The 23,609-nt window shown below is 68.7% G+C and carries 18 protein-coding genes, 1 tRNA gene and 1 pseudogene; 3 read left to right on the top strand and 17 right to left on the bottom strand.

The window, feature by feature from the left end:
• Positions 1–293: 293 nt before the first annotated feature.
• Together LZ199_RS43430 and LZ199_RS43425 are read right to left on the bottom strand one after the other, a co-directional pair.
• Complete coding sequence (locus tag LZ199_RS43430) at positions 294–1,910, bottom strand: Rieske 2Fe-2S domain-containing protein (protein WP_253999713.1); 1,617 nt, start codon at positions 1,908–1,910, stop codon at positions 294–296.
• A gap of 245 nt (positions 1,911–2,155) precedes the next feature.
• Complete coding sequence (locus LZ199_RS43425; protein ID WP_253999712.1) at positions 2,156–3,193, bottom strand: carbohydrate-binding protein; 1,038 nt, start codon at positions 3,191–3,193, stop codon at positions 2,156–2,158.
• Positions 3,194–3,544: 351 nt separating this feature from the next.
• Here LZ199_RS43425 and LZ199_RS43420 point away from each other — a divergent pair, with 351 nt between their 5' ends.
• Positions 3,545–4,531: a TerC family protein gene (locus LZ199_RS43420; RefSeq protein ID WP_253999711.1), complete on the top strand. Its 987-nt coding sequence runs from the start codon at positions 3,545–3,547 to the stop codon at positions 4,529–4,531.
• Between the two features lie 156 nt (positions 4,532–4,687).
• On the opposite strand, the gene LZ199_RS43415 is transcribed toward LZ199_RS43420, so the two are convergent.
• From LZ199_RS43415 to LZ199_RS43390, 6 genes are all read right to left on the bottom strand, one after another.
• A tRNA-Val gene (locus LZ199_RS43415) sits at positions 4,688–4,759 on the bottom strand.
• Positions 4,760–4,833: 74 nt separating this feature from the next.
• Positions 4,834–5,103 (bottom strand): hypothetical protein, encoded by a 270-nt coding sequence (locus tag LZ199_RS43410; RefSeq protein ID WP_163866903.1) that lies wholly within the window; start codon positions 5,101–5,103, stop codon positions 4,834–4,836.
• An 18-nt stretch (positions 5,104–5,121) separates the two neighbouring features.
• A complete protein-coding gene (locus LZ199_RS43405; protein WP_253999710.1) occupies positions 5,122–5,547 on the bottom strand; it encodes an SCP2 sterol-binding domain-containing protein in 426 nt (141 codons plus the stop codon).
• 6 nt (positions 5,548–5,553) lie between these two features.
• On the bottom strand, positions 5,554–7,176 hold the full coding sequence (locus LZ199_RS43400; RefSeq protein ID WP_253999709.1) for an Hsp70 family protein: 1,623 nt from the start codon (positions 7,174–7,176) through the stop codon (positions 5,554–5,556).
• Between the two features lie 50 nt (positions 7,177–7,226).
• The gene (locus LZ199_RS43395; RefSeq protein ID WP_253999708.1) at positions 7,227–9,335 is read right to left on the bottom strand and encodes an ATP-dependent helicase; all 2,109 of its coding nucleotides are present in this window, start codon (positions 9,333–9,335) and stop codon (positions 7,227–7,229) included.
• 52 nt (positions 9,336–9,387) lie between these two features.
• Complete coding sequence (locus LZ199_RS43390; RefSeq protein WP_253999707.1) at positions 9,388–11,082, bottom strand: HEAT repeat domain-containing protein; 1,695 nt, start codon at positions 11,080–11,082, stop codon at positions 9,388–9,390.
• 136 nt (positions 11,083–11,218) lie between these two features.
• Here LZ199_RS43390 and LZ199_RS43385 point away from each other — a divergent pair, with 136 nt between their 5' ends.
• On the top strand, positions 11,219–12,094 hold the full coding sequence (locus tag LZ199_RS43385; protein WP_253999706.1) for a CHAP domain-containing protein: 876 nt from the start codon (positions 11,219–11,221) through the stop codon (positions 12,092–12,094).
• Between the two features lie 75 nt (positions 12,095–12,169).
• On the opposite strand, the gene LZ199_RS43380 is transcribed toward LZ199_RS43385, so the two are convergent.
• The 5 genes and pseudogenes from LZ199_RS43380 to LZ199_RS43365 form a co-directional block, all read right to left on the bottom strand.
• The gene (locus tag LZ199_RS43380) at positions 12,170–13,354 is read right to left on the bottom strand and encodes a glycosyltransferase family 2 protein (protein WP_253999705.1); all 1,185 of its coding nucleotides are present in this window, start codon (positions 13,352–13,354) and stop codon (positions 12,170–12,172) included.
• A gap of 168 nt (positions 13,355–13,522) precedes the next feature.
• Complete coding sequence (locus LZ199_RS43375; RefSeq protein ID WP_253999704.1) at positions 13,523–15,586, bottom strand: hypothetical protein; 2,064 nt, start codon at positions 15,584–15,586, stop codon at positions 13,523–13,525.
• A 210-nt stretch (positions 15,587–15,796) separates the two neighbouring features.
• Positions 15,797–15,895: pseudogene (locus LZ199_RS47075) on the bottom strand (zinc-ribbon domain-containing protein); the annotation flags it as partial.
• Between the two features lie 9 nt (positions 15,896–15,904).
• A complete protein-coding gene (locus LZ199_RS43370) occupies positions 15,905–16,324 on the bottom strand; it encodes a ComEA family DNA-binding protein (RefSeq protein ID WP_253999703.1) in 420 nt (139 codons plus the stop codon).
• A 4-nt stretch (positions 16,325–16,328) separates the two neighbouring features.
• Positions 16,329–17,606 carry an aspartate kinase gene (locus LZ199_RS43365; RefSeq protein WP_253999702.1) on the bottom strand — a complete coding sequence of 426 codons (1,278 nt, stop codon included), beginning with the start codon at positions 17,604–17,606 and terminating at the stop codon, positions 16,329–16,331.
• A 110-nt stretch (positions 17,607–17,716) separates the two neighbouring features.
• Here LZ199_RS43365 and hutH point away from each other — a divergent pair, with 110 nt between their 5' ends.
• Entirely contained in the window at positions 17,717–19,243 is a 1,527-nt protein-coding gene (gene hutH, locus LZ199_RS43360; RefSeq protein ID WP_253999701.1) for a histidine ammonia-lyase, read from the top strand.
• Positions 19,244–19,330: 87 nt separating this feature from the next.
• Here the strand turns inward: hutH and LZ199_RS43355 are convergent, their stop codons facing one another.
• The 4 genes from LZ199_RS43355 to LZ199_RS43340 form a co-directional block, all read right to left on the bottom strand.
• Entirely contained in the window at positions 19,331–19,606 is a 276-nt protein-coding gene (locus LZ199_RS43355; RefSeq protein ID WP_253999700.1) for a hypothetical protein, read from the bottom strand.
• Between the two features lie 533 nt (positions 19,607–20,139).
• Positions 20,140–20,415, bottom strand: a complete 276-nt coding sequence (locus tag LZ199_RS43350; protein WP_253999699.1) for a hypothetical protein — start codon at positions 20,413–20,415, stop codon at positions 20,140–20,142.
• A 104-nt stretch (positions 20,416–20,519) separates the two neighbouring features.
• Positions 20,520–22,271, bottom strand: coding sequence for an alpha-keto acid decarboxylase family protein (locus tag LZ199_RS43345; RefSeq protein ID WP_253999698.1), 1,752 nt, complete (start codon positions 22,269–22,271; stop codon positions 20,520–20,522).
• A 276-nt stretch (positions 22,272–22,547) separates the two neighbouring features.
• Entirely contained in the window at positions 22,548–23,495 is a 948-nt protein-coding gene (locus LZ199_RS43340; RefSeq protein WP_253999697.1) for a pirin family protein, read from the bottom strand.
• Positions 23,496–23,609: the final 114 nt, after the last annotated feature.

Raw genomic sequence — 23,609 nt, 5'->3', positions numbered from 1 at the left:
CAGCCGGTCGAACGCCCCCTCATCCGCAGAGGGCAAATACCCGAATGGACCTCTTCCCACGCGACCGCCTCCTTGAATGCGGTCGCGGCAGTATGATCCTTCTCGCCCTTAACTGATCGGCATTGGGGCTAGCGTCGGACCATGCGCCCTTTCCTGTCCTTCGGTGTGACTCCGGTCTCCGGATGTCTGGCCACCGTACGGCACGCTGGACGCCGTCGGCTACTGGAAGCGCGTGCTGACCGAGGCCGAGAGCCAGCGCCTGTGGAACGGGGGCGCGGGCTTCGAGCCCTGAGCTACACGCGCGGCTCGATGACAGGCACGGGGGCGGAGGGCTTCTCCGTCTCCTCAGGCACGCTCTCGGTGACGGGCTCCGCGCAGAGCGTGGAGCCATTCGTCGGGCAGCGCCCACCATCCTCCAGGTCGAACCGCCAGCGATGGCGCGGGCAGACGAGGTAGCGCCCCTCCTCCAACCACCCTTCGGCCAGGTCCGCGCCCTGGTGCGGACAGAAGCGCTGCACGGAGAAGCGCTTCTGTCCCACCGTCACCACGGTCCGCTCGCGCTGGGACTCCATGGAGCGCACGCCCTCGCAGAAGGAGCGCATGTCTTCAATCTCCACGCCCAGGAAGCCGTGGAGGATGGGCTCGTAGACGTCCGGAGACCGGCTCAGCTTCAGCCGGAAGGACAGCAGGAAGTCCTCCCACGTCAGCTTCCGGTCCAACACCCGCACCATGTCCGCCGCGGACACCTTCATCGTGTAGCGCGTCGTCTCGCGAAGCTCCGGAACCTCGTCCACGCGCCGGCCCTTGAAGTCCACGCGCAGCAGCCGCTCCGGCAGCTCCGGCAGCTCCACGTACAGCGGCATGCCCACGCGCTCGTGCAGGTCCAACAGGTCCAGCTTGCGTTGCAGCTCTACTCGCAATCGCGCGTGAATCTCATCCGCCTCCGCGCGCAGCATGTTGCGGCGCCGCTCCCGGAACAACGGCGCCATGTCCGCCGCGTACTTCCGGAGGTACGCCTCCAGACCCTCCTCCGTCACGCGCTCGGCCTCGAGCGAGACGAAGTCCAGCGAGCCCACGTCCAACACATCTCCCGGCATCGGCTCCAGGTACTTCGACGCGGCCCCCGGCAGGCGCTGCTCCAGGAAGCGGAACAGCGTGGTGGCGGTGGGGAAGATGTTCACCTTCTCGAAGTTGAGGTGGAACAGGGACGGGTCCAGGAAACACGCGGGCCCCGCCGACGCGAGGTACGCCCGCGGCTTCACCACCTCCAGCGCCCTCGCCACCGCCTCGAACTTGCTCTCCCGCTTCTTCAGCGAGATGGCCGCGTACGTCTCCGGCGCGTACTCGTAACAGGTGGGGTGCCAGATGGCGCCGGAGAACTGGGCCGTGAAGATGTCGATGGGCCCCTCTTCCTCGGTGATGCGCGCCAGCCGGTCATGCAGCTTGCAGTCGTTGAGGTTGATGAAGCACTGGCCGTCGCCCCGCACCATGATGGCCGAGTCCCGGTTGGTGCCCTGCTCCGACACGAAGAGCTTGAGGTAGCCGCCCTTGAAGGGGACCTCGCGTCCGTCCTCGCAGGCGATGACACGCTTGCAGCCATACTTCGCGAAGATGTCCTGCAGCTCCGAGCGCAGGAAGCGCGGAATCACCACCGTGAAGTCGCGCCGCTGCAGCGTGGCCAGGAACTCCGGGTCGAAGTGGTCCTTGTGCTCGTGGCTGACGTAGAGGAAGCGCTCCCGGCCCGGCGTCTCCAGCAGCTCACGCACGCGCGGCGCCAGGTGGTGGTTGCGCGGAAGCTGCATCCACGCCGAGTCGAAGGCCCCCCGCTCGGTGAGCCACGGGTCCATGACGACGACGCTCCGCTCGGTCTCCACGGCGAAACCCGCATGGCCCAGGAAGGTGATTCGCATGAACGCCGCCCTTCGCCCGAAGCAGGCCAGCGAAGCGCCGTGCCCACACGCTCGGATGTGCCGCCCGCTCCCGCAGGGGCGCGAAGAAGGCTGCGCGCTCCCCGACACTCCGGCCACCTGCCTCGGAGTCGCCCCCCTCGTTCGCGTGGCGACACGAGCCTGTGCCCGACACACGAAAAAGGGCGCGGAAGGCCCTGGCCCTCCGCGCCCAAGCACGGTCTACACGGTCCGCGACTCAGCCCCGTCTACGGCTGGATTTCACGAACGGTCAGCCACTTGAAGTCCACGTCCTCCGCGTTGTCCCAGCGGAACGTGGCGATGGGGCCGCCCCATGTAATCGGCATGGCACCGACGGAGCCGCCGCAGTGCTCCGCGTCGCCGCCCCAGTCGCCCGCGTCGACCATGTCGTGGACCTTCTTCCACGTCACCTTGTCCGCGTTCTCGTTGACGTACAGCTCCAGCTTCACGGCGTCCTTGCCGCCGACCGAGGTGTTGCGCATCACCGCCTTGAAGCCCACCCAGCGGCCCTTCAACGCGGACGTGGCCGGCTTGTACGGCGCCTGCTCATAGGACACGTGCCACGTCTCCTTCTGCCAGCGCGCGCGGCCGTCGTAGTGCAGGCCGCCCTTGTAGCTGCTGCCCTCGCAGCCGGAGCTCTTGTCGTTGTGCTTGCCGCCGCGCGCGTACCAGTCGAAGTTGTCGGAGCCGTCCGACGCGGAGTTGAGCTTCACGAAGCCCGTCATCTCCACGTTGCGCCAGTCATTGGCCGCCTGCATGTAGCCCCGGCTCGCCAGCACGTCCCTGTCATACGTGGGAATCTTCGCCGCCGAGTATCCCGTCGACGTGGTGACGCCCATGCGCACCTGGCCGCTCCTCATCTTCCAGGAGCCGTCCGCGTTGCGGGTGATGGTGCCCTGCGGATCAAACCGCGAGTCCGACGTGGGGTTGTCCGCCAGCGCCCAGGCCTCGCCTCCCGCCTTGGAGGGATAGAGCATCGTCACGCCGAACTTGTCGACGCTCGGCTGCTCGGGCGTGGGCGTGGGGTCAGGCGTCGGCACCGGCGTGGGGTCAGGCGTGGGAGTCGGGTCCGGCGTCGGCACCGGCGTGGGGTCAGGCGTGGGCGTGGGGTCCGGCGTCGGCACCGGCGTGGGGACCTGGGGCTGCTCGGAAGGCGGCTCGGTGCCACCGGGAGACGTCGTACCAGAGGAGTCAGCGCCACAGGCCGTGGCGGACAGGGCCAACAGCGCCCCGCAAATCGAGGAGAGAAGACGGTTCCGGGTCAAAAGGGCGGTCCTTCTTCGGGGAGCCACTCGAGTGGCAGGAGCCGCGGACGCCAATCGCCCTGCGAGCCCTCGCCGCGCCCACCGCCCCGGAGGCCAGGAATGCCTTCGGGCGCCGACGCCTGGTTGGTCTTAGTGGCCCGGTGACTGTCGAGTTCCAACCGGACGGGCCGAAACCCACCACGTCCCGCAACCCTTCCCCAGCCAGTGGCGCCCGCACCAGCCCCCCTCGGGACGGCCCCTCCCGGGACAGGCCTCCGTCCGCTCCAAGCCCTCACTTAGGTTTTCTGGATGGAGCGCAACCGTAATCCCTATTTGTCGAAGAGAGCGGGCGCTCTTATCTGAAATCCACCTATGGAACCCTTACAAACCGTCGGCAGTCCCGTCCTGTGGGGCGGCTTCATTGCCTTCGTCATCGCCATGCTCGCCCTCGACCTGGGTGTCTTCCACCGGAAGGCCCACGCGGTCGGCTTCAAGGAGGCCCTGGGCTGGAGCTCGGTGTGGATCAGCCTGGCGCTCGTGTTCAACGCGGGGCTGTGGTGGAAGTTCGGCGGAGGTCCGGCGGTGGAGTTCCTCACCGGCTACCTCATCGAGAAGTCGCTCTCCGTCGACAACATCTTCGTCTTCGTCGTCATCTTCTCCGCGCTGCGCATCCCCGCGCTGTACCAGCACCGGGTGCTCTTCTGGGGCATCCTCAGCGCGCTGGTGCTGCGGGCCATCATGATCTTCGCTGGCGTGGCCATGCTGGAGCGCTTCCACTGGCTCATCTACGTCTTCGGCGCGTTCCTCATCCTCACGGGCCTGAAGCTCTTCTTCCAGCGCAACAAGGAAGACCATCCGGAGGACGGGTGGATGATGAGGATGGCGCGCAAGAGCATCCCCTCCACGCCCCGCTTCGACGGGCACCACTTCTTCACCGTGGAGAACGGCCGCAAGCTGGCCACGCCGCTGCTCATGGCGCTCATCCTGGTGGAGGCGTCGGACATCCTCTTCGCGCTCGACTCCATCCCCGCCATCTTCGCCGTCACGCGAGATCCGTTCATCGTCTTCACGTCCAACATCTTCGCCATCCTCGGCCTGCGCTCGCTGTTCTTCCTGCTGGCCGGCGCGGTGGAGAAGTTCAGCTACCTGAAGGTGGGTCTGGCGGGCGTGCTCATCTTCGTGGGCACGAAGATGGCCATCATCGACTTCGTGAAGATCCACCCCGCCGTGTCCCTGGGCGTCATCGCCGGCCTGCTGGGCGCCAGCATCGTCGCGTCGCTCATCAAGTCGCGAAACACGCCGCCCCACGCGCCGGTGACGTCCAACCCGGAGTCACTCGCCAAGCCGTCGGAGAGCTGAAGCCCGCCCCGCACGGGGCCACCACGGCGCGCCTGGGAATCACTGCCCAGGCGCGCCGGACCGACGCTCCAGAAGAGACGCCCGGCCCTGCCTGGGTTGAAAAGCGAAGAGGCCGTGAACCCTTGGGTTTCCCCTTGGATTCACGGCCTCTTCTGTTGGGCGCAGCAGGGCTTGAACCTGCGACCCCTGCCGTGTGAAGGCAGTGCTCTACCACTGAGCTATGCGCCCGCGCTTCGTGTGCGACCGAGACGCGACGAGGGGGTAAATGCCATCTGCCCCCGTGGGTGTCAACGCAATTTCAACTACAGCCCATCCAGCTTTTCTTCCAGCTCACGCAGCCGACGCTTGAGGCCGGAGAGCTGCTTTCCCACCGCCTTGAACTCGCTGCGCGGCGCGAAGTGGAAGGCCTTCATCAGCCCCTCCTGGCCCTTGTCCAGCGCCTGCTTGCCACGCTGGGCCTTGCCAATGGCGTTGGCGATGGCCATGGCCCGCTTCTCGTCGGCCATCAGCTTCTCCACCGCCTTGCTGGAGAGCTCCAACGCCTGCTTCTTCAAGTCGTCGCGGATACCCATGAGTGTGTCCCCCCGGCCTTACGGCTCGTCGACGAACTGCGTCTGCAGCTTCGCGAAGACGCGGTCCGCGATGCCCTTGTACTTCATGCGCTCGATGAGCGGCTGCAGGTCGCCCCGCATGGAGATGCGGCGCTTGAGCACCGCCTCCACTGGATCCAACGTGCCCAGGAGCAGCTGCTTCCAGACGGTGTACGGGGCGCGGGCCAGGTACACCGGCTCCAGTTCGTCCAGGTCATCCGGGTCCGCAAGCACGCGCGCCTTCTCGATGCGGCAGTCACCCGGCACGACGTGGATGACGAATGACTTCGCCAGCTTTCCGGGCTCGGCCTCGATGATGGCCCCGAAGTCGCCCTTCCAGCCTCTGCCGGCGACGGCGCACTCGGGATCTTCGTTCGTGAACCGGACCGCTTCGTCCAGCCACTCCTTCGACGGGAACTTCGCCATGAACAACTACCCTCTCCGGAAGATGCTCTTGATGCTGGAGAAGAGGCCCCGGTCATCGCTGGTGCCACTGGAGCTGGCCACCGGCTGATTGTCGCGCTTGATGACGACCTCCTGGAGCGCCTTCTTGAGCTGCTCCGGGGTGTCACGCGTGGCCAGGTCCACCTTCCGCGGCACGCCGCTGGCCTCTTCCACCTCCACCTGGAGCAGACACTCCTCGGTGAGGCGGAAGTCGATCTTCCGCCCGGCGGCGGCGGAGGGAACACGCACGGTGCCCAGGTACTCGTTGTCCACCATCAGGTCGCTGTCACCCTGGAAGATGTCCAGCTCGATGAACTGCGCGCTCGGCTCCTTGGGCGGAGGCAGGCGGAAGCTCTTCACCATGGGGATGAGCGAGTTCTTCTCGATGATGCGCTTCACGCGGCCGTTGGGCAGCGCGTAGCCGATGGGCATGGACAGCGCGTCCAGCAGCGTCACCGCGTCGATGCTGCCCAGCGAGTCGCCCAGCAGCGCCGCGCCCAGGGCCACGCACTCGTCGGGGTGCACGCCCTTGCGAGGCGGCTTGCCGAAGTGCGCCTGAATCTTCTGCTGCACCAGCGGCATCCGGCTCTGTCCGCCGACGAGGATGATCTCGTCGATCTCCGAGCGGGCGATGCCCTTCTCGGCCAGGACGCGGTCGCAGATCTCGAACGTCCGGTCCACCAGGTCGCCGGTGAGGCTGTTGAGGAACTCGCGCGTCAGGGGGATGCGCAGGTCCAACGGCTTGCCCTTGCGCTCGTCGATGAAGGGCAGGTCGATGACGACGTTGGGGATGAGCGTCAGGTCGATCTTCGCCGCCTCGGCGGCGTTCTTGATGCGCTGGAGGGCGATGGTGTTCTCGGCGAGGTCGATCTTCGCCTCCTCGCGGAACCGCTCCAGCACGTACTCCATGATGCGGTTGTCGAAGTCCGCGCCGCCCAGGAAGGAGTCGCCGCCCGTGGCGAGCACCTCGAAGACGTTGCCGGACAGGTGCAGCACGGACACGTCGAAGGTGCCGCCGCCCAGGTCATAGACGAGGATCTTCTGGTCCAGGCCCCGGTTGAAGCCGTAGGCCAGCGCCGCCGCCGTCGGCTCGTTGACGATGCGCTTGACGTCGAAGCCGGCCAGCCGGCCCGCCTCCTTCACCGCCTGGCGCTGGTTGTCGTTGTAGTAGGCCGGGACGGAGATGACGGCCGCGTCGATGGGGCCGCCCAGGAACTGCTCGGCGATGGTCTTCAGCTGGGACAGCACGAAGCTGGAGACCTGGGGCAGCGAGTAGAGCTTGCCGCCCATCATCACCGCGGCGTCGCCGCCAGGGCCCTCGACGATGTCGTACGGGAAGGAACCCCGGAGGTCTTCCACGGACTTGGAATGGTACTTCCGTCCGATGAGCCGCTTGGTCCCCCACAGCGTGTTGCGGGGGTTGGTGACCATCTGGTCCTTGGCCACGCCTCCCACCAGCAGGTCTCCCTTGGACGACAGGGCGACGACGGAGGGGAGGATGAGATTGCCGCGGTCCGTGGGGACAATCTTCGGGATGCGGTTGCGCACGGACGCCACCAGCGTGTTGGTGGTGCCCAGGTCAATCCCGACGATGCGAGGTCTGTCCGCCATGAAGTTCACAGGCGCGGGTCACAAGACGCACGCCCTCGTCCCACTCTGTATCACGTCGCGCCTTCGCGCGCGCGTTTCTGGGCGACCGACTCAGACCCCGGCGGACCCGGGCCAGGCGACCCCAGGGGGAGGCCCCCCAGGACGGCCTCGGCGGAAGCCAGGACCCGCCGATCATAGGGAGCCCCCTCCCCGGCTGGCAGTTCTTCCAGGAAACGGGACGGCCTCAAGAGGATGCGGTCCCCCTCCCGGGGCAGCACGGACTGGGGGTACACCAGCGCCAGGTGGTCCCGAGCCCGGGTGGTGGCGACGTAGAAGAGGCGCCGCTCCTCCTCTTCCTCCTCCGCCGAGCGAGCGGCCTGGGACATGGGGAAGCGCCCGTCCACCAGCCAGAGGACGAAGACGGCGCGCCACTCCAGCCCCTTGGCCTGATGGACGGTGGTGAGTGTCAGGACGTCGCTAGCGGCCTCGGCCCCCAGGGCCTCCTTCGCGGCGAACTCCGCGACCAGGGCCAGCTCCGACAGGAAGCGGGGCAGGTCCTCGAACCGGCGCGCGTACTCGGCCAGCTGGCGCAGGTCCTCCTCCCGGCCCTCCTCGGGGGAGGACTCCGCCGCGAGCACCTCCGCGTACCCGCCCTCCAGCACGTCCTCGATGAGCCGACCCGGGTCGGTGGCGGCCTCGGGACGTCCCATGCGACCCATCAGCTTCGCGAAGCGCTCGAAGCCCGGCCGCGACTTGCGCGACAGGTGGGTGCGGACCTCGTCGCGCTCCAGGCCCTCCGCCAGGGGCAGGCCCTCCGGCAGCGCGCGCAGGGACGTCCACAGGTGCTCCGCCGTCGTCGGCCCCACGCCAGGCACCGCGCGCACCACCCGCTTGAAGGCGAGCTCGTCACCGGGGTTGTTCACCAGCCGCAGGTGCGCCAGCACATCCTTGACATGGGGCTGCTCGAAGAAGCGCACCCCGGAGCGCACCCGGAACGGCACTCCCCGGCGCGTCAGCTCCAGTTGCAGCTCCAGCGAGTGGTTGTGCGCGCGATAGAGGACGGCCATCGACTCCAGCGGCAGGCCGCCGTCGCGCAGCTCCTGGATGCGGCCTGCCACCCAGCTCGCCTGGTCAGCCGCGTCGAGCGCGGGGACGACGACGGGGCGCGCGCCTGGAGGACGCTCGGAGACGAGGGCCTTGGGGAACTGCCGCTCGTTCCGGGCGATGGACGCGTTGGCGAGCTGGAGGACCTCCGGGGTGGAGCGGTAGTTGCGCGTGAGCGTGAAGACGGCGCAGCCAGGATGACGCTCCGGGAAGCCGATGATGTTGGAGAAGTCCGCGCCCCGGAAGCTGTAGATGGACTGGCAGTCGTCCCCCACCACCGTCAAATCACGGCGCTCTCCTGCGAGCAGATCGACAATCTCTCCCTGGAGCTTGTTGGTGTCCTGGTACTCGTCCACGAGGACGCTGTGGAAGCGCTCGGTGAGCTGGGCGCGCACCGCGGGGTGTTCGGTGAGCAGCCGCTTCAGGTTGAGCAGCAGGTCATCGAAGTCCATCAGGTGCAGCTGCGCCTTGCGCTGCCGGTAGCGCGCCGCCGTCGCGAGGATCTCCGGGGCCAGGGGCAGGAACTGCTGCCGCCTGTCGAAGAGCACCTCGGAGACGGCCTGCTGGAGGTTGGTGGCCAGCGACACCAGCTCCAACACCAGCTCCGGCCGGGGGAAGCGCTTGTCGCTCTTGAGCTTGCGCTCGGCCAGACAGGTGACCATCAAGTCCCGGGCGTCCTCCCGGTCCAACACGGTGAAGCGGTCCGAGTAGCCCAGCACTCCCGCGTGCTGGCGCAGGAGCAGGTGCGCCGCGTGGTGGAACGTCCCACCGAGGATGCGCCGCACGTCCGCGAAGGAGCCCGCCAGCTCCGCCACGCGCCGGGTCATCTCCCGCGCGGCCTTGTTGGTGAAAGTCAGCAGCAGGAGGTTTTCCGGCGCGACGCCCCGCTCCAGCAGCCGGGCCACCCGGAAGGTGAGCGTGCGCGTCTTGCCGGAGCCCGCCCCGGCGATGACCAGCACGGGCCCGGCGTCCGCCTCCACGGCCCGGAGCTGCTCCTCGTTGAGCAGGCCGACGTAGTCGATGCGCGACGAGGCGCTCGTCGGCCCGACTGTCCGAGAAATGGGGAGGGAGACCATGGGGCGGCGAACTCTAACCGCCCCGCCCTCCCGGGACGAACGGATCAGCGCTTCAGGGCACGGGCTTGAGCGCCGTCAGCCGCGCGGAGGCGGCCTCGCGGACCTGGGGCGAGGGGTCCCTCTCCCGCGCCAGCTCCAGGAGCAGCCGCCCCACCTGCGGCAGCTTCGTGCCCACCGACCCCAGCGCGGCGGTGCGCTCCTTCACCCCACCCTCCAGACGCTCGGCGACACCCCGGTCCGAGCAGGTGCGGATGCCCGGGCTCTGCTCGCGCAGCATCAGCTCCGCGTCCGCCAGCCTCGCCTCGGTCAGCCGCCGAGCCTCCTCGGCCCGGCGCTCGAATTCGGCCAGGTCCTCGGGGAACTCGCTGGACGCCGCGCGGGCGCGGGCGATGACTCCGGCGGCGAAGCGCGCGTTGACGGCCGCCGCGCAGAGCTGCCTCGCGGAGGCCAGGGGCACGCGGCCCTCGGCCGTCACCGTCTCCTCGCGCGCCACGCCCAGCGCCCAGACGGCGAGCTGCCGCGCGGCCACCGCTGCGGAGAAGGGCTGCTTGCGCGCCTCGCGGATGTCCGCCCAGCGCCGCAGGACGACGGGGTCCGGCACGCCGGAGTCGAAGGCGCGCTGGTACTCGGTGGACGCCTGGCCGAGCTGACCGGAGAGGTCCAGCAGCACCGCCACCGTGAGGTACATCTCCGCGCTGCTGGCCCGCTCACGCAGGGCATCCAGGCGCGAGGCCACCTCGTACTCGGCCACCGGACGCGGCAGCGAGGAGAGCACCGTGCGCAGTGACTCCAGCGCGTTCTGGCGGATGAGCGGATTGCGCGCGGAGCGCAGCGCGTCCAGCAACGGGTCCAACGCGCGCACGGACACGTGCTGGCCCATCTCCTCCGCGGCCTGCCACCGGTCCAACGCATCCGGCGCCACCATCGCGCGCTTCAGGTCCTCCAGGTCCCTCAGGTAGTGCCCCACGTACGACGCCTGCACCAGCGGCTCCGGCTGGGCCAGCGCCGCCCGCTCCGTCCGGGCGCGAGCCAGCCGCGCCGGGAAGGCGGTGAGCTTGGGCCCCAGGGGATGCGCCTTCACCCGGGCCTCCGCCTCGTCCACCAATCCCGAGACGAGCAGCCCTTCGACCTCCAGCTCCAACAGGAGGGTGCGCGCCTCCTCGCGGTGCGTGCCGGCCGCGAAGTCCTTCAGGTACGCGAACAGCTTCGCCGCGCCGCCGGCCTTGGCCTGCTCGAAGGCCTGGCCGTCCAGCCGCGACTCCACTTCCAGGCGGCGCGGATCATCCGGCTTCTCGCGCAGGTACTCGGCCAGGCGCCGGGGGTCCTGCGTCGTCGCGAGTTCCTGCGTCTCCACCTCCGCCATCAGCCGCCTGGCCTCATCGCGCTGCAGGCCGTCCGGGTGCTCCTGGAGGAACTGGCGCCACGCGGCCACCGTGGCGGCCTCCTTCGCGGCGTTGAAGCGCAGGCCCTCCAGCAGCGTCTTCGCGGTGCGCGTATGCGGCGCGTCCGGGTACACCTCCAGGAAGCGCTTGTAGGCGAGCACCGTGTGCAGCTTCTTCGCGTCCTCGAACTCCAGCTCCTCCAGCCGCGACTCGGCGGCGTCCGCGTCCGGGTGCGTCGGGTTGTCACGCAGGAAGGCGCGGTAGCCCTCCACGGTGTCAGTCCTGGCGGCGCGGTCATACGGCGACGGCAGACAGCCAGCAGCGGCCAGCAGGAGGACGGCGAGGGCTCGGCGAAGGGCGACCATTCTCCTGGCAGCAATACCGCACCCCAGCCCCCCCGGAAACCCGAGCCGTCACGGACGGTTGCCTGGGTAGGTTTTTTGACGACACAAACCACCGGGGCGAGCATGGGTGCCTCAGGACGCTACAGGGAGGTCGCGCATGCGGTGGCTCACGCTGATGGGAATGCTCGCGATGGCGGCGACGGGCTGCGCCACCCCGTCGAACCGGCTGGAGCCGTGGCTGGACTCCTACGCCGTGCGCTACCGCTCCGCGTCCCCGCCCGCGTTTCCCCGGGAGTCGCTCTCCAGCCCCGTGGCCCCCAAGGCCCAGACGGCCGAGCGCAAGGCCACGCCCGCGAAGCGCACGCCCCCGCGCGCCACCGCCGCGCGCCCCACGAAGAGCAAGCCGGGCAAGCCCGCCACCACGCAGGCGAGCACCCACGCCAGGCCCGTCTCCGCGGATGCGCGCGCGACGGTGCTCTCCGCGGCCCGCTCGCTGGTGGGCAAGCCGCAGGTGACGCTCGACGGGCGCAAGTACCCGGCGGACTGCACGGGGCTCATCGAGGGCGTCTATGCCCAGGCAGGGCTGTCCTTCCGGGGGACGATCAAGCCGGGCGACAACGGCGTCACCGCCCTCTACCGCTACGCCCGTGCGAATGGCCGCGTGTACACGGAGGGGCGCCCGGTGGCCGGAGACCTGGTCTTCTTCAACGAGACGTATGACCAGAACCGCGACGGCCGCCGCAACGACGGCCTCACACACGTGGGCATCGTCGACTCGGTGGACGCCCAGGGCACCGTCACCGTCATTCACCGGGTGCGCCGGGGCGTCGTGCGCTACCGGATGAACCTGGCCCGCCCCCACCTGCCGAGAGATCCCAAGACGGGTGAGGTGCTCAATGACTTGCTCCGTCACCCCGGCCCGAACAAGGACCCGGTCCTCACCGGCCAGCTCTTCGCCTCGTTCGGCAGCGTGCTGCCCCCGAGCCCGGCGGCGAAGAAGCCCGCGCCCGTTCCCGTCGCGGCGCTCCGATAGGCGACAGGCGGTGGAAAGAAGAAGCGCCCGGCCCCAGAGGGACCGAGCGCCTGGATGCACGACGTGCTCGCGGGCTCAGGACGCGCGAGCGGTGCGGTCCCACGCGGCGCGCTGCGAGTTGCGCAGGAAGCGCCAGAAGCCCACGACGATGGCCAGGTTCATGGTGGTGAAGTAGTAGGCCACGGACGCAACCCGCTTCACCGCCCCGCGCTTCAGCACCCCCACCTTCCCCATGTACGCCAGGGCGTAGAACAACCCCTGACCCAGGAGGGTGAAGCGGTAGAACACGCTGTCGAGCAGGAACAGGTTGGCAATCAACGCCAGCCCCATCAGCGCGGGCGCGCACCAGCGCAAGAGCTTGTGGGACCAGAACGCGAACGCGGGGAAGCCCGCGGTGGGCAGCAGCAGGCCCGGCACCATGCGGAGGCTCTGGAAGTTGCCCGCGGCGATGCGCGCGCGGCGGCCGAACTCCTTGCCGTAGTCCTCCGTCGTCTCCTCATGGGCGACGGCCTCCTCCTCGTACGCGACCTTGTAGCCCTTCTCCAGGATGCGCAGCGGGATGACGAAGTCGTCGACGATGGTGGACGCGGGCAGCTCCGTGAACAGCGTGCGACGGATGGCGTACAGGCCACCGTTGGCCCCCACCACCGCGCCCCGGCGGCCCTCGTACATCTTGATGAGGGACTCGTAGCTCCAGTACGCGCTCTCCTCGTAGTCCTGCTTCGTCGGATTGTAGAGGCGCAGCTTGCCGCAGACGGCGCCGACCTCCGGGTCCTCGAAGTGGCGCACCAGCTTCTGGATGGCCTCCGGCTCAATCATCGTGTTCGCGTCCGAGAGGACCACGATGTCGCCCTTCGCCGTGGGGATGCAGCGGTTGAGCACCGTCGTCTTGCCCGCGCGCGGCGCAGGCGACAAGCGCACCCGCTCATCCCGGCACTGCAGCACCCGCTCGTTGGTTCCATCCGTGGAGCCGTCCGAGCCAATCACCACCTCGAAGCGGTCCGCCGGATAGTCGAGCGCGAGGCTGTTCTCCAGCTTCTGCTCGATGCAGGACACCTCGTTGTACGCGGCCACGACGAGGCTCACCGACGGAGCCGGCCCCCGGCCGGTCGCCAGGCCACGACGAGGCTCCCCCCCCCGCATCGACCGGACGTTCCGCGCCACCTGCGCGGCTCCATCCAGCACGAACAGGCTCAATGGGTAGAGAAAGTACGTGTGCGCCAGCAGCAGCGCGGAACACCAGAAGAAGACCTCCGCCATCGACCATGCCTCCCAAGACCCAGTCCCCGACTTCGCCCGGGTGACCAGCAAGAGGCATGCCTCGCGCACCGCCGCGCGTTCCGCCCGCAGAACCTGGAGGGATGAGGATCAGCGCGACGGCGAGACTGGACTTTCTCCAGCCTCGCGGTGGACACGACAGACGTCGTTTCAGGGCTGGAAGCCGCCCTTGTCGAGCTGTTCGAGCAGCTTGCGCGCCAGCTCGTGGTTGGGGTTGAGGGCCCGCACTTCGTCCAGCAGTGAACGCGCCATCTTCGGGTCCTTCATGCGCAGGGCCAGGCGAGCCCCCAGGACGTGGGCGCGCAGGAGCGTGCCGTCCGCCTGGCGCAGCTTCTCCAGCTCGTTCGCGGACTGCGCCACGGAGTCCGGAGGAGAGCCGGAGCTGAGCACGTACTCGGCGCGGGCCACGGTGCTCCAGATTTTCGGAGCGCTCTCCACGTTGCGCAAGCGCTCCGCCAGGGCCAGCGCGTCCGGCGCCGCCGTCACGCCCGCGTGCAGGGCCAGGGCCTTCACCCGGGCGGCCAGGGCTGGAGCGGGCTCCACCTCTGGCGCGGCCTTCAGCGCGGCGGCGAGGACGTCCAGCTCCTTGCGGAGCTTGTCGACCTCCGTCCTGAGCGGAGCACTGACACGAGCGAGGCCTTCGCTCTCCTCTTGGAGCACGTTGACCCGGCTGGCCCAGTCCACCGGCATCTCGTCCTTCTTGAAGGCGATGATCTCCCGCTGGATGTGTTCGTTCCGCATGCGCAGGCGATCCGCCTCCGCCTGGAGTTCACCCAGGCGCAGGGACAGCGCGCCGACGAGCTCGGCCTGTGCCTCGGTGTACTTGGGATGCGCCGCCGTCAGGGCCCTGAGGCTCGCGATGGCCTGGTCCCTGGAGGTCGCGTCGTCCTTGCGGAGCGACGCCACCGCGCGGTCCTTGTCCGCCACCGCCGCCGCGGGCATGTTCGCGTCGCGGTCCTTCCAGGCCGGATAGGCGAGCACTCCCGCCAGGAGCACTCCCGCCCCCACCAGCAGGCCGATCCACAGCCGGGAGGTGTTGCTCGCGGGCTCCAAGCCGGGAGACTCGGGGCGGTCCCGGCCCGCCGCGAGCAGCTCGGGAGGAAGGGACACACCGGGCCGTCGCAGCGACTGCGGGGCGGAGGAACCCGAGGGACCTTGCGCTCCGAAGGCGCCGATTCCGGGCAGCTCCTCGGGGGGCAACCGCACGCCCCCGTCCGAGTCCTGGGAAGCGCCATACAACGACGTCTTGCGAGCCACTGGTGACGCGTCGGAGTCGACGGCCCCGAAGCTCTGGGTGCCACCCGCCGAGGCGTCTCCGTAGACGCGAGGCTGCGTCTCGCCGGGGAGCGAAGGCACGTCCCCCACGGAGGAGGACTGCTCGGCCACCGCGCCGAAGGTCAGTGTCCGACCCAGCGGGGCGAGGCCTTCGGAGGCACCGGCGGACTGCTTCTGGCCCGCCGTCATCGGAGCAATCGAGGGCGGCACGGAGCTGCCCTGGCTCGTGTTTCCGAAGACCTGGAAGGACTGTGTCGTGTTCGGCACCGCGCCCTGCGAGCCCGAATCGGACCGCACCCCGCCGAACGTCTGCGTCGTGTTCGGTACCGAGCTCTGTGAGCCTGAATCGGACCGCACCGCGCCGAACGTCTGAGTCGTGTTTGGCACCGGGATCTGTGAGCCTGAATCCGACCGCACGGGAGGCACTGCGCCGAACGTCTGCGTCGTGTTTGGCACCGCGCTCCGCGGGCCCGAACCGGACTGAACGGGAGGCACCGCGCCGAACGTCTGCGTCGTGTTTGGCACCGCGCCGTGCTGTCCTGAACCCGAGGCGACCGGAGGCACCGCGCCGAACGACTGCGTCGTGTTCGGCACCGCGCTCTGCGAGCCCGAACCGGACCGCACGGGGGGCACCGCTCCGAACGTCTGCGTCGTGTTCGGCACCCCGCCCTGCGGGCCCGAACCAGACCGCACCGGAGGCACCGCGCCAAACGTCTGCGTCGTGTTCGGCACCCCGCCCTGCGGTCCTGAACCCGAGGTGACCGGAGGCACCGCGCCGAACGTGTGCGTCGTGTTCGGCACCTCGCCCTGAGAACTCGCTCCCTGGCCCACCGGCGGCACCGAGCCGAACGTCTGCGTCGTATCGGGCACGGCGCTGTACGTGCTCGAACCCTGGCGCACCGGAGGCACCGCGCCGAAAGTCTGCGTCGTATTCGGCACCCCGCCCTGCGGACCCGAGCCCGAGCGCGTCCCGCCATCACCAGGCGGAGCCGTTCCGCCAGACGCACCCGCGCCAAATATCTGCGTGCGCAACATGCTCGAGGCCGCGGGCGTCGGCGCGGAGTTCCACGAGCCACTCGGCGTGCGCGGTCCGGCCGGTTCCGCTGGAGCAGGACGAGGAGCCTCCGCCTGCGGCGAAGCCATGAACACATGGCCACAGCGCGTGCACTGGACCGAAGCCCCTCCTGGCGGCAGCAGGCGGGGGTCGAGGACATACTGCATCGAGCACTGAGGGCAGGCGATCTGCACGCCGCGTGCTTACCACACGGGCCCGGCATCCGGAGCCGGCCCCAACACCGTGGCCGCCTGGAGGGTCTTCAACCGGGCAGCACCCACCCCGGGCACCTCGTCCACGGCATCCCAGCTCGCGAAGCCACCCGCCGCCTCGCGGGCCTCCACCAACCCCCGGGCCAGGGACTTCCCCACCCCCGGCAACAGCGCCAGCTCCTCCTCCGTCGCGGCGTTCAAATCCAGCCGCCGCCCCAGCGCCAACGCCGCGGCCCCCGTGGGCACCTCGCCCTCACCACAGGTGGCCACACCGTCGGAGCGGAGCCTCACGGCCTCAGGAGGACAATCCAGCGCTGGCTCGGAATCCGGCCAACGCCAGCGAGCCACCGCCCCCAACCCGATGACACCCAGCGCGACGACGGCGAGCGCCGCGGTGCGCCCCGCAGCCACCCGCTCAGACCTTCTCGCCCTTGAGCGCGGCCGTCTCGGACACGGTCGCCACGCCCTCGGGAGGCAGCGGCTGATCCAACCCGAACGCCGTGTGCAGCGCCCGCACCGCCAGCTCCGTGTACTTGGCGTGGACCACGCAGGACACCTTGATCTCCGAGGTGGAGATGATCTGGATGTTGATGCCCTCGGAGGACAGCGCCGTGAACATCCGCGCCGCCACGCCCGAGTGGTTGCGCATGCCCACGCCGACGATGGACACCTTGGCGATGTTCTCGTCCGTCTCGATGCCGGCGGCCTGAATCTCCTTCACCGCCTCGCGCACCACGTCCTGGGCCTTGAGGAAGTCCGCCTTGCCCACCGTGAAGGTCAGGTCCGTGCGCCCATCCCTCGACGGGTTCTGGACGATGAGGTCCACCACGATGTTCTTCTCGTCGAGCGGCCCGAAGATCTTCGCGGCGACGCCCGGTACGTCCGGCACGCCGCAGACGGTGATCTTCGCCTCGTTCCGGTCATACGCCACGCCGCGGACCAGCACGTCCTCCATGGACTTGTCCTCCTCACACACGAGTGTGCCCGGGTCCTGGGAGAAGGACGACTTCACCCAGAGCGGCACCTTGTACTTCATGGCGAATTCGACGGAGCGGATCTGCAACACCTTCGCACCCACGCTCGCCAGCTCCAGCATCTCCTCGTAGGAGATGCGGTCCAGCTTGCGCGCGGCGGGGACCATGTTCGGGTCCGTGGTGTAGACGCCGTCGACGTCCGTATAGATTTCACAGGCATCCGCCTGGAGCGCCGCCGCCACCGCCACCGCCGTGGTGTCCGAGCCGCCGCGTCCCAGCGTCGTCACGCTGCCCGCATCGTCCACGCCCTGGAAACCCGCCACCACCACGATGTGGCCCTTGGACAGGGCCGCGCGGATGGGCTGCGCGTCGATGCTCTTGATTCGCGCCTTGGAGAAGGTGCTGTCGGTGACGATGCGTACCTGGTGCCCCAGGAAGCTCGTCGCTTTACCGCCCTGCGCATGGATGGCCATGGCGACCAGGCCGATGGTGACCTGCTCGCCGGTGGCCACCACCACGTCCTGCTCCCGCTCGTCTGGCCGGTCGGTGATCTGCGCCACGAGCTTGAGCAGGCGGTTGGTCTCTCCCGACATCGCGGAGACGACGACCACCACGTCATGCCCCGCACCCTGCGCGGCCAGACAGCGTCGAGCGACGTTCTTCATCCGCTCGGTGTCACCCACGGAGGTACCGCCATACTTCTGGACGATCAGCGCCACGGAGTAAAGTGACCTCCCTCTTCAGTCGGCGGACCTATACGAGCACGGCTCCCGGGTGTAAAGCCCGCTGCGGAAGACTCCTGAATCCGCCACCCCTTGTTGGAGCCCCAATGTCGCGCCCCCGAATCCTCATCGACGGAGACACCCTGACGCTGGAGCAGATTCTCCAGGTCGCTCGGAACGAGGTCACCGTGGAGCTGGCCCCCGAGGCCGCCACCCGAGTCCGCGCCGCCCGCGCGCTCGTGGACCGGGTCGCCGCCGGAGACACGCCCTCCTACGGCATCAACACCGGCTTCGGCACCCTGGCCGAGGTCCGCATCGACAAGAAGGACCTGCGCGACCTCCAGCGCAACCTCATCCTCTCCCACGCCTGCGGCGTCGGCACGCCCCTGCCCCTCCCCGAGGCCCGCGCGCTGCTGCTGCTGCGCTGCAACGTGCTGGCGAAGGGCTACTCCGGCATCCGCTCGGAGACGCTGACACTGGCGCTGGAGATGCTCAACCGGGGCGTCATCCCCGTCGTCCCCGAGCGCGGCAGCGTGGGCGCCTCTGGCGACCTGGCCCCCCTGGCGCACCTGGCGCTCGTCTTCATCGGCGAGGGCGAGGCCTTCCACGAGGGACAGCGGCTGCCCGCACGCAAGGCCCTTGAGATGGCGGGCCTCCAACCCGTCGTCCTGGAGGCCAAGGAGGGCCTGGCGCTGGTGAACGGCACCCAGGCCATGTGCGCGGTGGGCACCCTCCTCCAGCTTCGCGCGGAGTCCCTGGCGGAGCTGGCCGACGTCGCGGGCGCGATGACGCTGGAAGGTCTGCTCGGCAGCCACAAGCCGTTCATCCCGGAGATTCACGACGTGCGGGCCCATCCGGGCCAGAAGGCCTGTGCGGCGCACCTGCGGCGCATCCTGGTCAACAGCGAGCTGGTGGAGTCGCACGTCAACTGCAGCAAGGTGCAGGACCCCTACTCGCTGCGCTGCATGCCCCAGGTGCACGGCTCGGCGCGCGAGGGCCTGTCCTTCGCCCGGCGCATCCTGGAGGTGGAGGTCAACAGCGCCACGGACAACCCGCTCGTCTTCACGGAGACGGAGCGCATCGTCTCCGGCGGCAACTTCCACGGCCAGCCCATCTCCTTGGCGATGGACGTGGTGGCGATGGCGCTCACGCAGCTGTCCTCCATCAGCGAGCGGCGCGTGGAGCAGCTGGTGAACCCGTCCTTGTCGGGCCTGCCCGCGTTCCTGGCGAAGAACTCCGGGCTCAACTCGGGCTTCATGATTGCCCAGGTGACGAGCGCGGCGCTGGTGGCCGAGTCGCGTGTGCTCAGCCACCCCGCGTCGGTGGACTCGATTCCGTCGTCGGCAGGCCGCGAGGACCATGTGTCCATGGGCATGACGGCGGCGCTCAAGGGCCGGCAGGTGAGTGACTTCACCCGCTCGTGTCTGGCCATTGAATTGCTGGTGGCCGCGCAGGCGCTGGACTTCCGCCTGCCTGGGAAGCCCGGCAAGGGCGCGCTGGCGGCCTACGAGCTCATCCGCTCCAAGGTGCCGCACATGGACAGGGACCGCGAGCTGCACAAGGACATCGAGGCCGTCAGCCAGCTGGTCGACTCTGGCGAGCTGCTCGCGGCCGTGCGCTCCGCCACTGCCTGAGCGCAATGCCTGACTGAAGTGCGGCGGCCCGCTCCCGGGAGTACTCCGGGGCGGGCCGTCTTCATTCAACGGGACGCGGAGTGCGCGCTACCAGCAGGTCCCGCCGACGTACTCGCGGAACTCCGTGATCTTGCCCCAGGCCGACCAGAAGGAGCAGTCACAGCCCCGGCCGCCCACGACCGTGGTGTACGACGCGTCGCTGTAATACGTGTACTCGTAGTAGACCCCATTACAGTTGGGGAGGGAGTCCTCGCGCGAGGTGAGGTCCTGGGCCTCGGTGTCTTCCACCACGGGGCCACCGCAGCCAATCAGCATCAAACCCGCCGCGAGCAACGCACCGCTGATGAACCTTCCAGCCTGCATTCATGCCTCCAGGGACAGTCTTTGGGTTGTACGACTTTTCCAGACGACGTCTGCTCACTCAGGGTCAGAAGGGAGATCCAAGGGACACAGCTCCGAAAGGGAGGAGTACGGCGTCACCACGCCCCATCGAATCCAGCGTCTCTCACAACCGCAGCCGGCGTACCCCACGACCTCCGTGCGCCAAGGTGAGGAGTAGAAGATTTCTCCCTCCGTGGTGCCCGTACAGTCGGGAACCAATCCGTCGCGCGACGTGAGGTCATGTGCCTCGGTGTCTTCCACCATGGGACCACCGCAACCAGCCAGGGTCAGCCCCACCGCAAGCAACGCACCGCTGACAAACCTTCCAGCCTGCATTCATGCCTCCAGCGACAGCCCGTGAGTAGTACGGCCCGCCCAGGCTAACATGCTGAACATGGCTTGCCCATTTCGCGGCTCCTGAGAGGGAATGAAGCCAGGCGGCAGAGAAATACGACGGCCCGCTCCCGGAAGCACTCTGGGGCGGGCCGTCTTCATTTCACGCGCGGCGGAACGCGCTACCGACAGGTCCCGTAGTAGGACTCGACGAACGCCGTGGTCCGACCGTAGCTCGACCAGAAGGAACAGTCGCAACTCCGGTAGCCCACGGGATTCATGTACGTCGCGTCGCTGTAATACGTGTGCTCGTAGTAGATCCCATTGCAGTTGGGGGCGGCGTCCTCACGCGACGTGAGGTCCTGTGCCTCGGTGTCCCCCACCACGGGGCCACCGCAGCCAACCAGCATCAACCCCACCGCGAGCAGCGCACCGCTGACGAACTTTCCAGCCTGCATTCATGCCTCCAGGGACAGTCCATGGGTTGTACGGCCTTCCCAGACTAACACACTGAGAGCGACATTCCCATCAAGCGATCCCTGAGAGGGAATGAAGCAAGGCGTCAAAAGCGAGGCAGTCCGCTGTCCTCCCGGTATGACAAGGAAAAGACGGAGGCGCCCATCTGGACCATGCCCGCGGGCGCATCCAACGGCGCCAACCGGACCTCCACGAACACCAGCTTTCCATCGCGTTGGGCACGCACCGCCTCCGCCAGCACCGGAGCCAGCTGCTCCGGCTTCTCGATGAGCAAGGTCAGGGACTGCCCCGGAGCGCCCAGCGCATCGCAGACAGCCGGGTAGTTCCACCGGGGAATGTCGTTGTAGACAGACTCCGGACCCACGATGAGCCGTTCGATGGTGTAGCCCGCGTTGTTGATGAGGAACACGAGGGGCTTGAGCTTCAGGTGCAACAGCGTGGACAGCTCCTGCGCCGTCATCAGGAAGGAGCCATCTCCGATGAAGAGCAGGTGGCGCCGCTCCGGGGATGTCGCCAGGCTGGTGCCCAGCACCGCTGGCAGCGTGTAGCCGATGGAGCACCACAGCGGCTGGGCCACCCAGCTCACGCCTCGGGGAAGCTGCGCGGACGCGAAGCCCACCATGGGGCTTCCCGCCTCGACGACCAGGACATCCTCCGGCTCGAGCAACCCCGCCAGCGCGGGCCAGAGCTGCGCGTGCGTGAGCGGCGTCCCGGACTTGGGGACAGGCACCGGCGCCCGAGCCGCCACCATGGCCTGCAGCCGCGCCGAGCGAGGAACGAAGTCCTGGGCCCTGCGTTCACCCAGCGCCTCCTTCAGCGCCTCCAGCACCTCGCTCAACACCAGGCCGCTGTACAGGGAGGGCGGCACCCCCTGCGTGCCCTGCCCCAGCGCGGCGCTGGAGAGCTGCAGGTCCACCAGCCGCGACGGCTCCAGGCGAAGCGTGAACGAATGCGTGTTGAGGTCCGTGAAGCGCGCGCCCAGCGCCACCACGCAGTCGGCGCCATCCACCCAGTCCCGCACGTACGGGTCCGACAGACGTCCGCCATAGAAGCCGAGGAACGCCGGATGCGCCTCGTCCACCAGGCCCCGCGCGGAGCTGAGCAGGGCAATGGGAAGCCGGGCGGCCTCCGCCAGCGCGAGCACCTTCGGCGCGAGGCCTGAGCGCTGGATGTCGCTGTCCACCAGGAGCGCGCAGCGGCGGGCGCCTCGCAGCCTGGGCAGCAGCTCCGCCAGGAACCGCCGGAGCGTGTCCGGGTCACTCCGCGGCGCCTCGTGCACCAGCGGCGCCTCGGGCGCGGGAACAAGCTGGAACGTCACGTCGGAGGGAAGCTGGAGATACACGGGCCGCCGCTCCCGGAGGCACGTGCGCAGCACCCGGTCTATCTCCTGGGGCGCGTTCGCCTGCGTCAACACCGCGTGCGCCACGGTGAAGGGCGCCATGCTCGCCAGCGTGTTGCCGAAGTCCCCATCCCCCAGGCTGTGGTGGATGACGGAGCGCTTCTGGAGATGCGACAGCGGCGGAGCCCCGGTGATGGCCACCACGGGCACGCGCTCCGCATACGCGCCAGCAATGCCATTGACGGTGCTCAACGCCCCCACGCCATACGCCGTGAGCAGCGCGGAGACTCCCCTCAGGCGGGCATACCCATCCGCGGCGTAGGCGGCATTGAGCTCGTTGCAACACCCCACCCACCGCAGCTCCGAGTGTTTGAGCAACTGCTCCAGCACGCCGAGGTTGAAGTCCCCCGGCACTCCGAAGACATGGCGGATGCCCAGCTCGCGCAGGCGGACCAGCAGATAGTCTCCAACGGAGATCGACGCTTCTCGCGACTTCATGAAAACATGGCTCACGGCAATTCCTTCCCCGCACAGCGGGCTCAACCGGGCGTCCCCAGACACCCAGGATTGATACGAAAGGAATTGCACGAAAAATCCCGACAGCTCAATCCGGGGAATCCCTGCCCTCCCCTGCCCGTCGGCTTCCCATCAATCCGAGCTGAACGCGCTCGAAGTGATAGAACCTTTGTACAAGGGATTGGACGCCTCAAAACCCCAGACGCGCCCCGCAGATGAGCCTTCTGCGGGGCTGTCTCACTCCCCCCTGCGGGCCTGTCAGGGATAGCGGGGCACGTCCGGCTCGGGCTCCGGGAGCGGAATGAATTCCGTCTCACCGGGGACCTGACCGATGCGCTTCGCCATCCAGTCCTCCTTCGCCTGCTCGATGCGCTCCTTCGAGCTGGAGACGAAGTTCCACCAGATGTGACGCGGCCCATCCATGGGCTCGCCGCCAAAGAGCAACAGGCGGGACTGGCCAGCGCCGCCACCCCGGGCGACGACATCCGCGCCCGGACGCAGCACCAGGAGCTGACCGGGGCCGAAGCTCTCGCCGCCGACCTCCACCTGGCCCTCCGCGATGAACAAGCCGCGCTCCTCGTGCACGGTGGGCACGGGCAGCCGGGTGCCCACGTCGAGCTTCACGTCCGCGTAGAACAGCGGCGACTGGGTGCGCGCCGGAGACTTCTCCCCGAACAGCTCTCCGGCGATGAGCCGCAACTCCAGACCATGGTCCTTGATGACGGGCAGCGCCTCCGCGGGCGTGTGCTCGAAGGACGGCGCGACCTCTTCATGCGAGCCGGGCAGCGCCACCCAGAACTGGATGCCGAACAGCCGGTTCGCCTTCACGCGCGCCTCCGGAGGCGTGCGCTCCGAGTGGACGATGCCGCGCCCGGCCACCATCCAGTTCACCGCGCCGGGACGGATGGTCTGCACCACGCCCAGCGAGTCCCGGTGCAGCACTTCGCCGTCGAACAGATATGTCACCGTCGCCAGCCCGATGTGTGGATGGGGCCGCACGTCAAGCCCCTTGCCCGCCTGGAGCACCGAGGGCCCCATCTGGTCCAAGAAGATGAACGGGCCCACCATCCGCCGCCGCGACGACGGCAGCGCCCGGCGCACCTCGAAACCATCTCCCAGGTCCCGCGTGCGCGGAACGATGACGGTCTCCAGCGCGGAGCCAGGCTCCGCGTCTACATAGGGTTCCTCGGGCATCTTCCAGGCCATCCGTACACACTCCTGTAAAAATACGACGCTTCGGCACATGCCATGGGTAGGCCCAGACACTCCAGGCCCATGCGCCTCCTTCCCTTCGAATCGGAAGAAAGGCGTTGTCAAGCT

It is taken from the genome of Myxococcus qinghaiensis (genome assembly GCF_024198215.1).
Taxonomy (GTDB): domain Bacteria; phylum Myxococcota; class Myxococcia; order Myxococcales; family Myxococcaceae; genus Myxococcus; species Myxococcus qinghaiensis.
Note: the sequence above shows the minus strand (reverse complement) of the source record. Positions and strands in the feature narration are given on the sequence as shown.

Excerpts from the sequence above, each read along its gene's own strand:
- LZ199_RS43430 (WP_253999713.1), bottom strand. The coding sequence starts at position 1,910 with ATGCGAATCACCTTCCTGGGCCATGCGGGTTTCGCCGTGGAGACCGAG.
- LZ199_RS43420 (WP_253999711.1), top strand. The coding sequence starts at position 3,545 with ATGGAACCCTTACAAACCGTCGGCAGTCCCGTCCTGTGGGGCGGCTTC.
- LZ199_RS43410 (WP_163866903.1), bottom strand. The coding sequence starts at position 5,103 with ATGGGTATCCGCGACGACTTGAAGAAGCAGGCGTTGGAGCTCTCCAGC.
- LZ199_RS43405 (WP_253999710.1), bottom strand. The coding sequence starts at position 5,547 with ATGGCGAAGTTCCCGTCGAAGGAGTGGCTGGACGAAGCGGTCCGGTTC.
- LZ199_RS43400 (WP_253999709.1), bottom strand. The coding sequence starts at position 7,176 with ATGGCGGACAGACCTCGCATCGTCGGGATTGACCTGGGCACCACCAAC.
- LZ199_RS43395 (WP_253999708.1), bottom strand. The coding sequence starts at position 9,335 with ATGGTCTCCCTCCCCATTTCTCGGACAGTCGGGCCGACGAGCGCCTCG.
- LZ199_RS43390 (WP_253999707.1), bottom strand. The coding sequence starts at position 11,082 with ATGGTCGCCCTTCGCCGAGCCCTCGCCGTCCTCCTGCTGGCCGCTGCT.
- LZ199_RS43385 (WP_253999706.1), top strand. The coding sequence starts at position 11,219 with ATGCGGTGGCTCACGCTGATGGGAATGCTCGCGATGGCGGCGACGGGC.
- LZ199_RS43380 (WP_253999705.1), bottom strand. The coding sequence starts at position 13,354 with ATGGCGGAGGTCTTCTTCTGGTGTTCCGCGCTGCTGCTGGCGCACACG.
- hutH (WP_253999701.1), top strand. The coding sequence starts at position 17,717 with ATGTCGCGCCCCCGAATCCTCATCGACGGAGACACCCTGACGCTGGAG.
- LZ199_RS43355 (WP_253999700.1), bottom strand. The coding sequence starts at position 19,606 with ATGCAGGCTGGAAGGTTCATCAGCGGTGCGTTGCTCGCGGCGGGTTTG.
- LZ199_RS43350 (WP_253999699.1), bottom strand. The coding sequence starts at position 20,415 with ATGCAGGCTGGAAAGTTCGTCAGCGGTGCGCTGCTCGCGGTGGGGTTG.
- LZ199_RS43345 (WP_253999698.1), bottom strand. The coding sequence starts at position 22,271 with ATGAAGTCGCGAGAAGCGTCGATCTCCGTTGGAGACTATCTGCTGGTC.
- LZ199_RS43340 (WP_253999697.1), bottom strand. The coding sequence starts at position 23,495 with ATGGCCTGGAAGATGCCCGAGGAACCCTATGTAGACGCGGAGCCTGGC.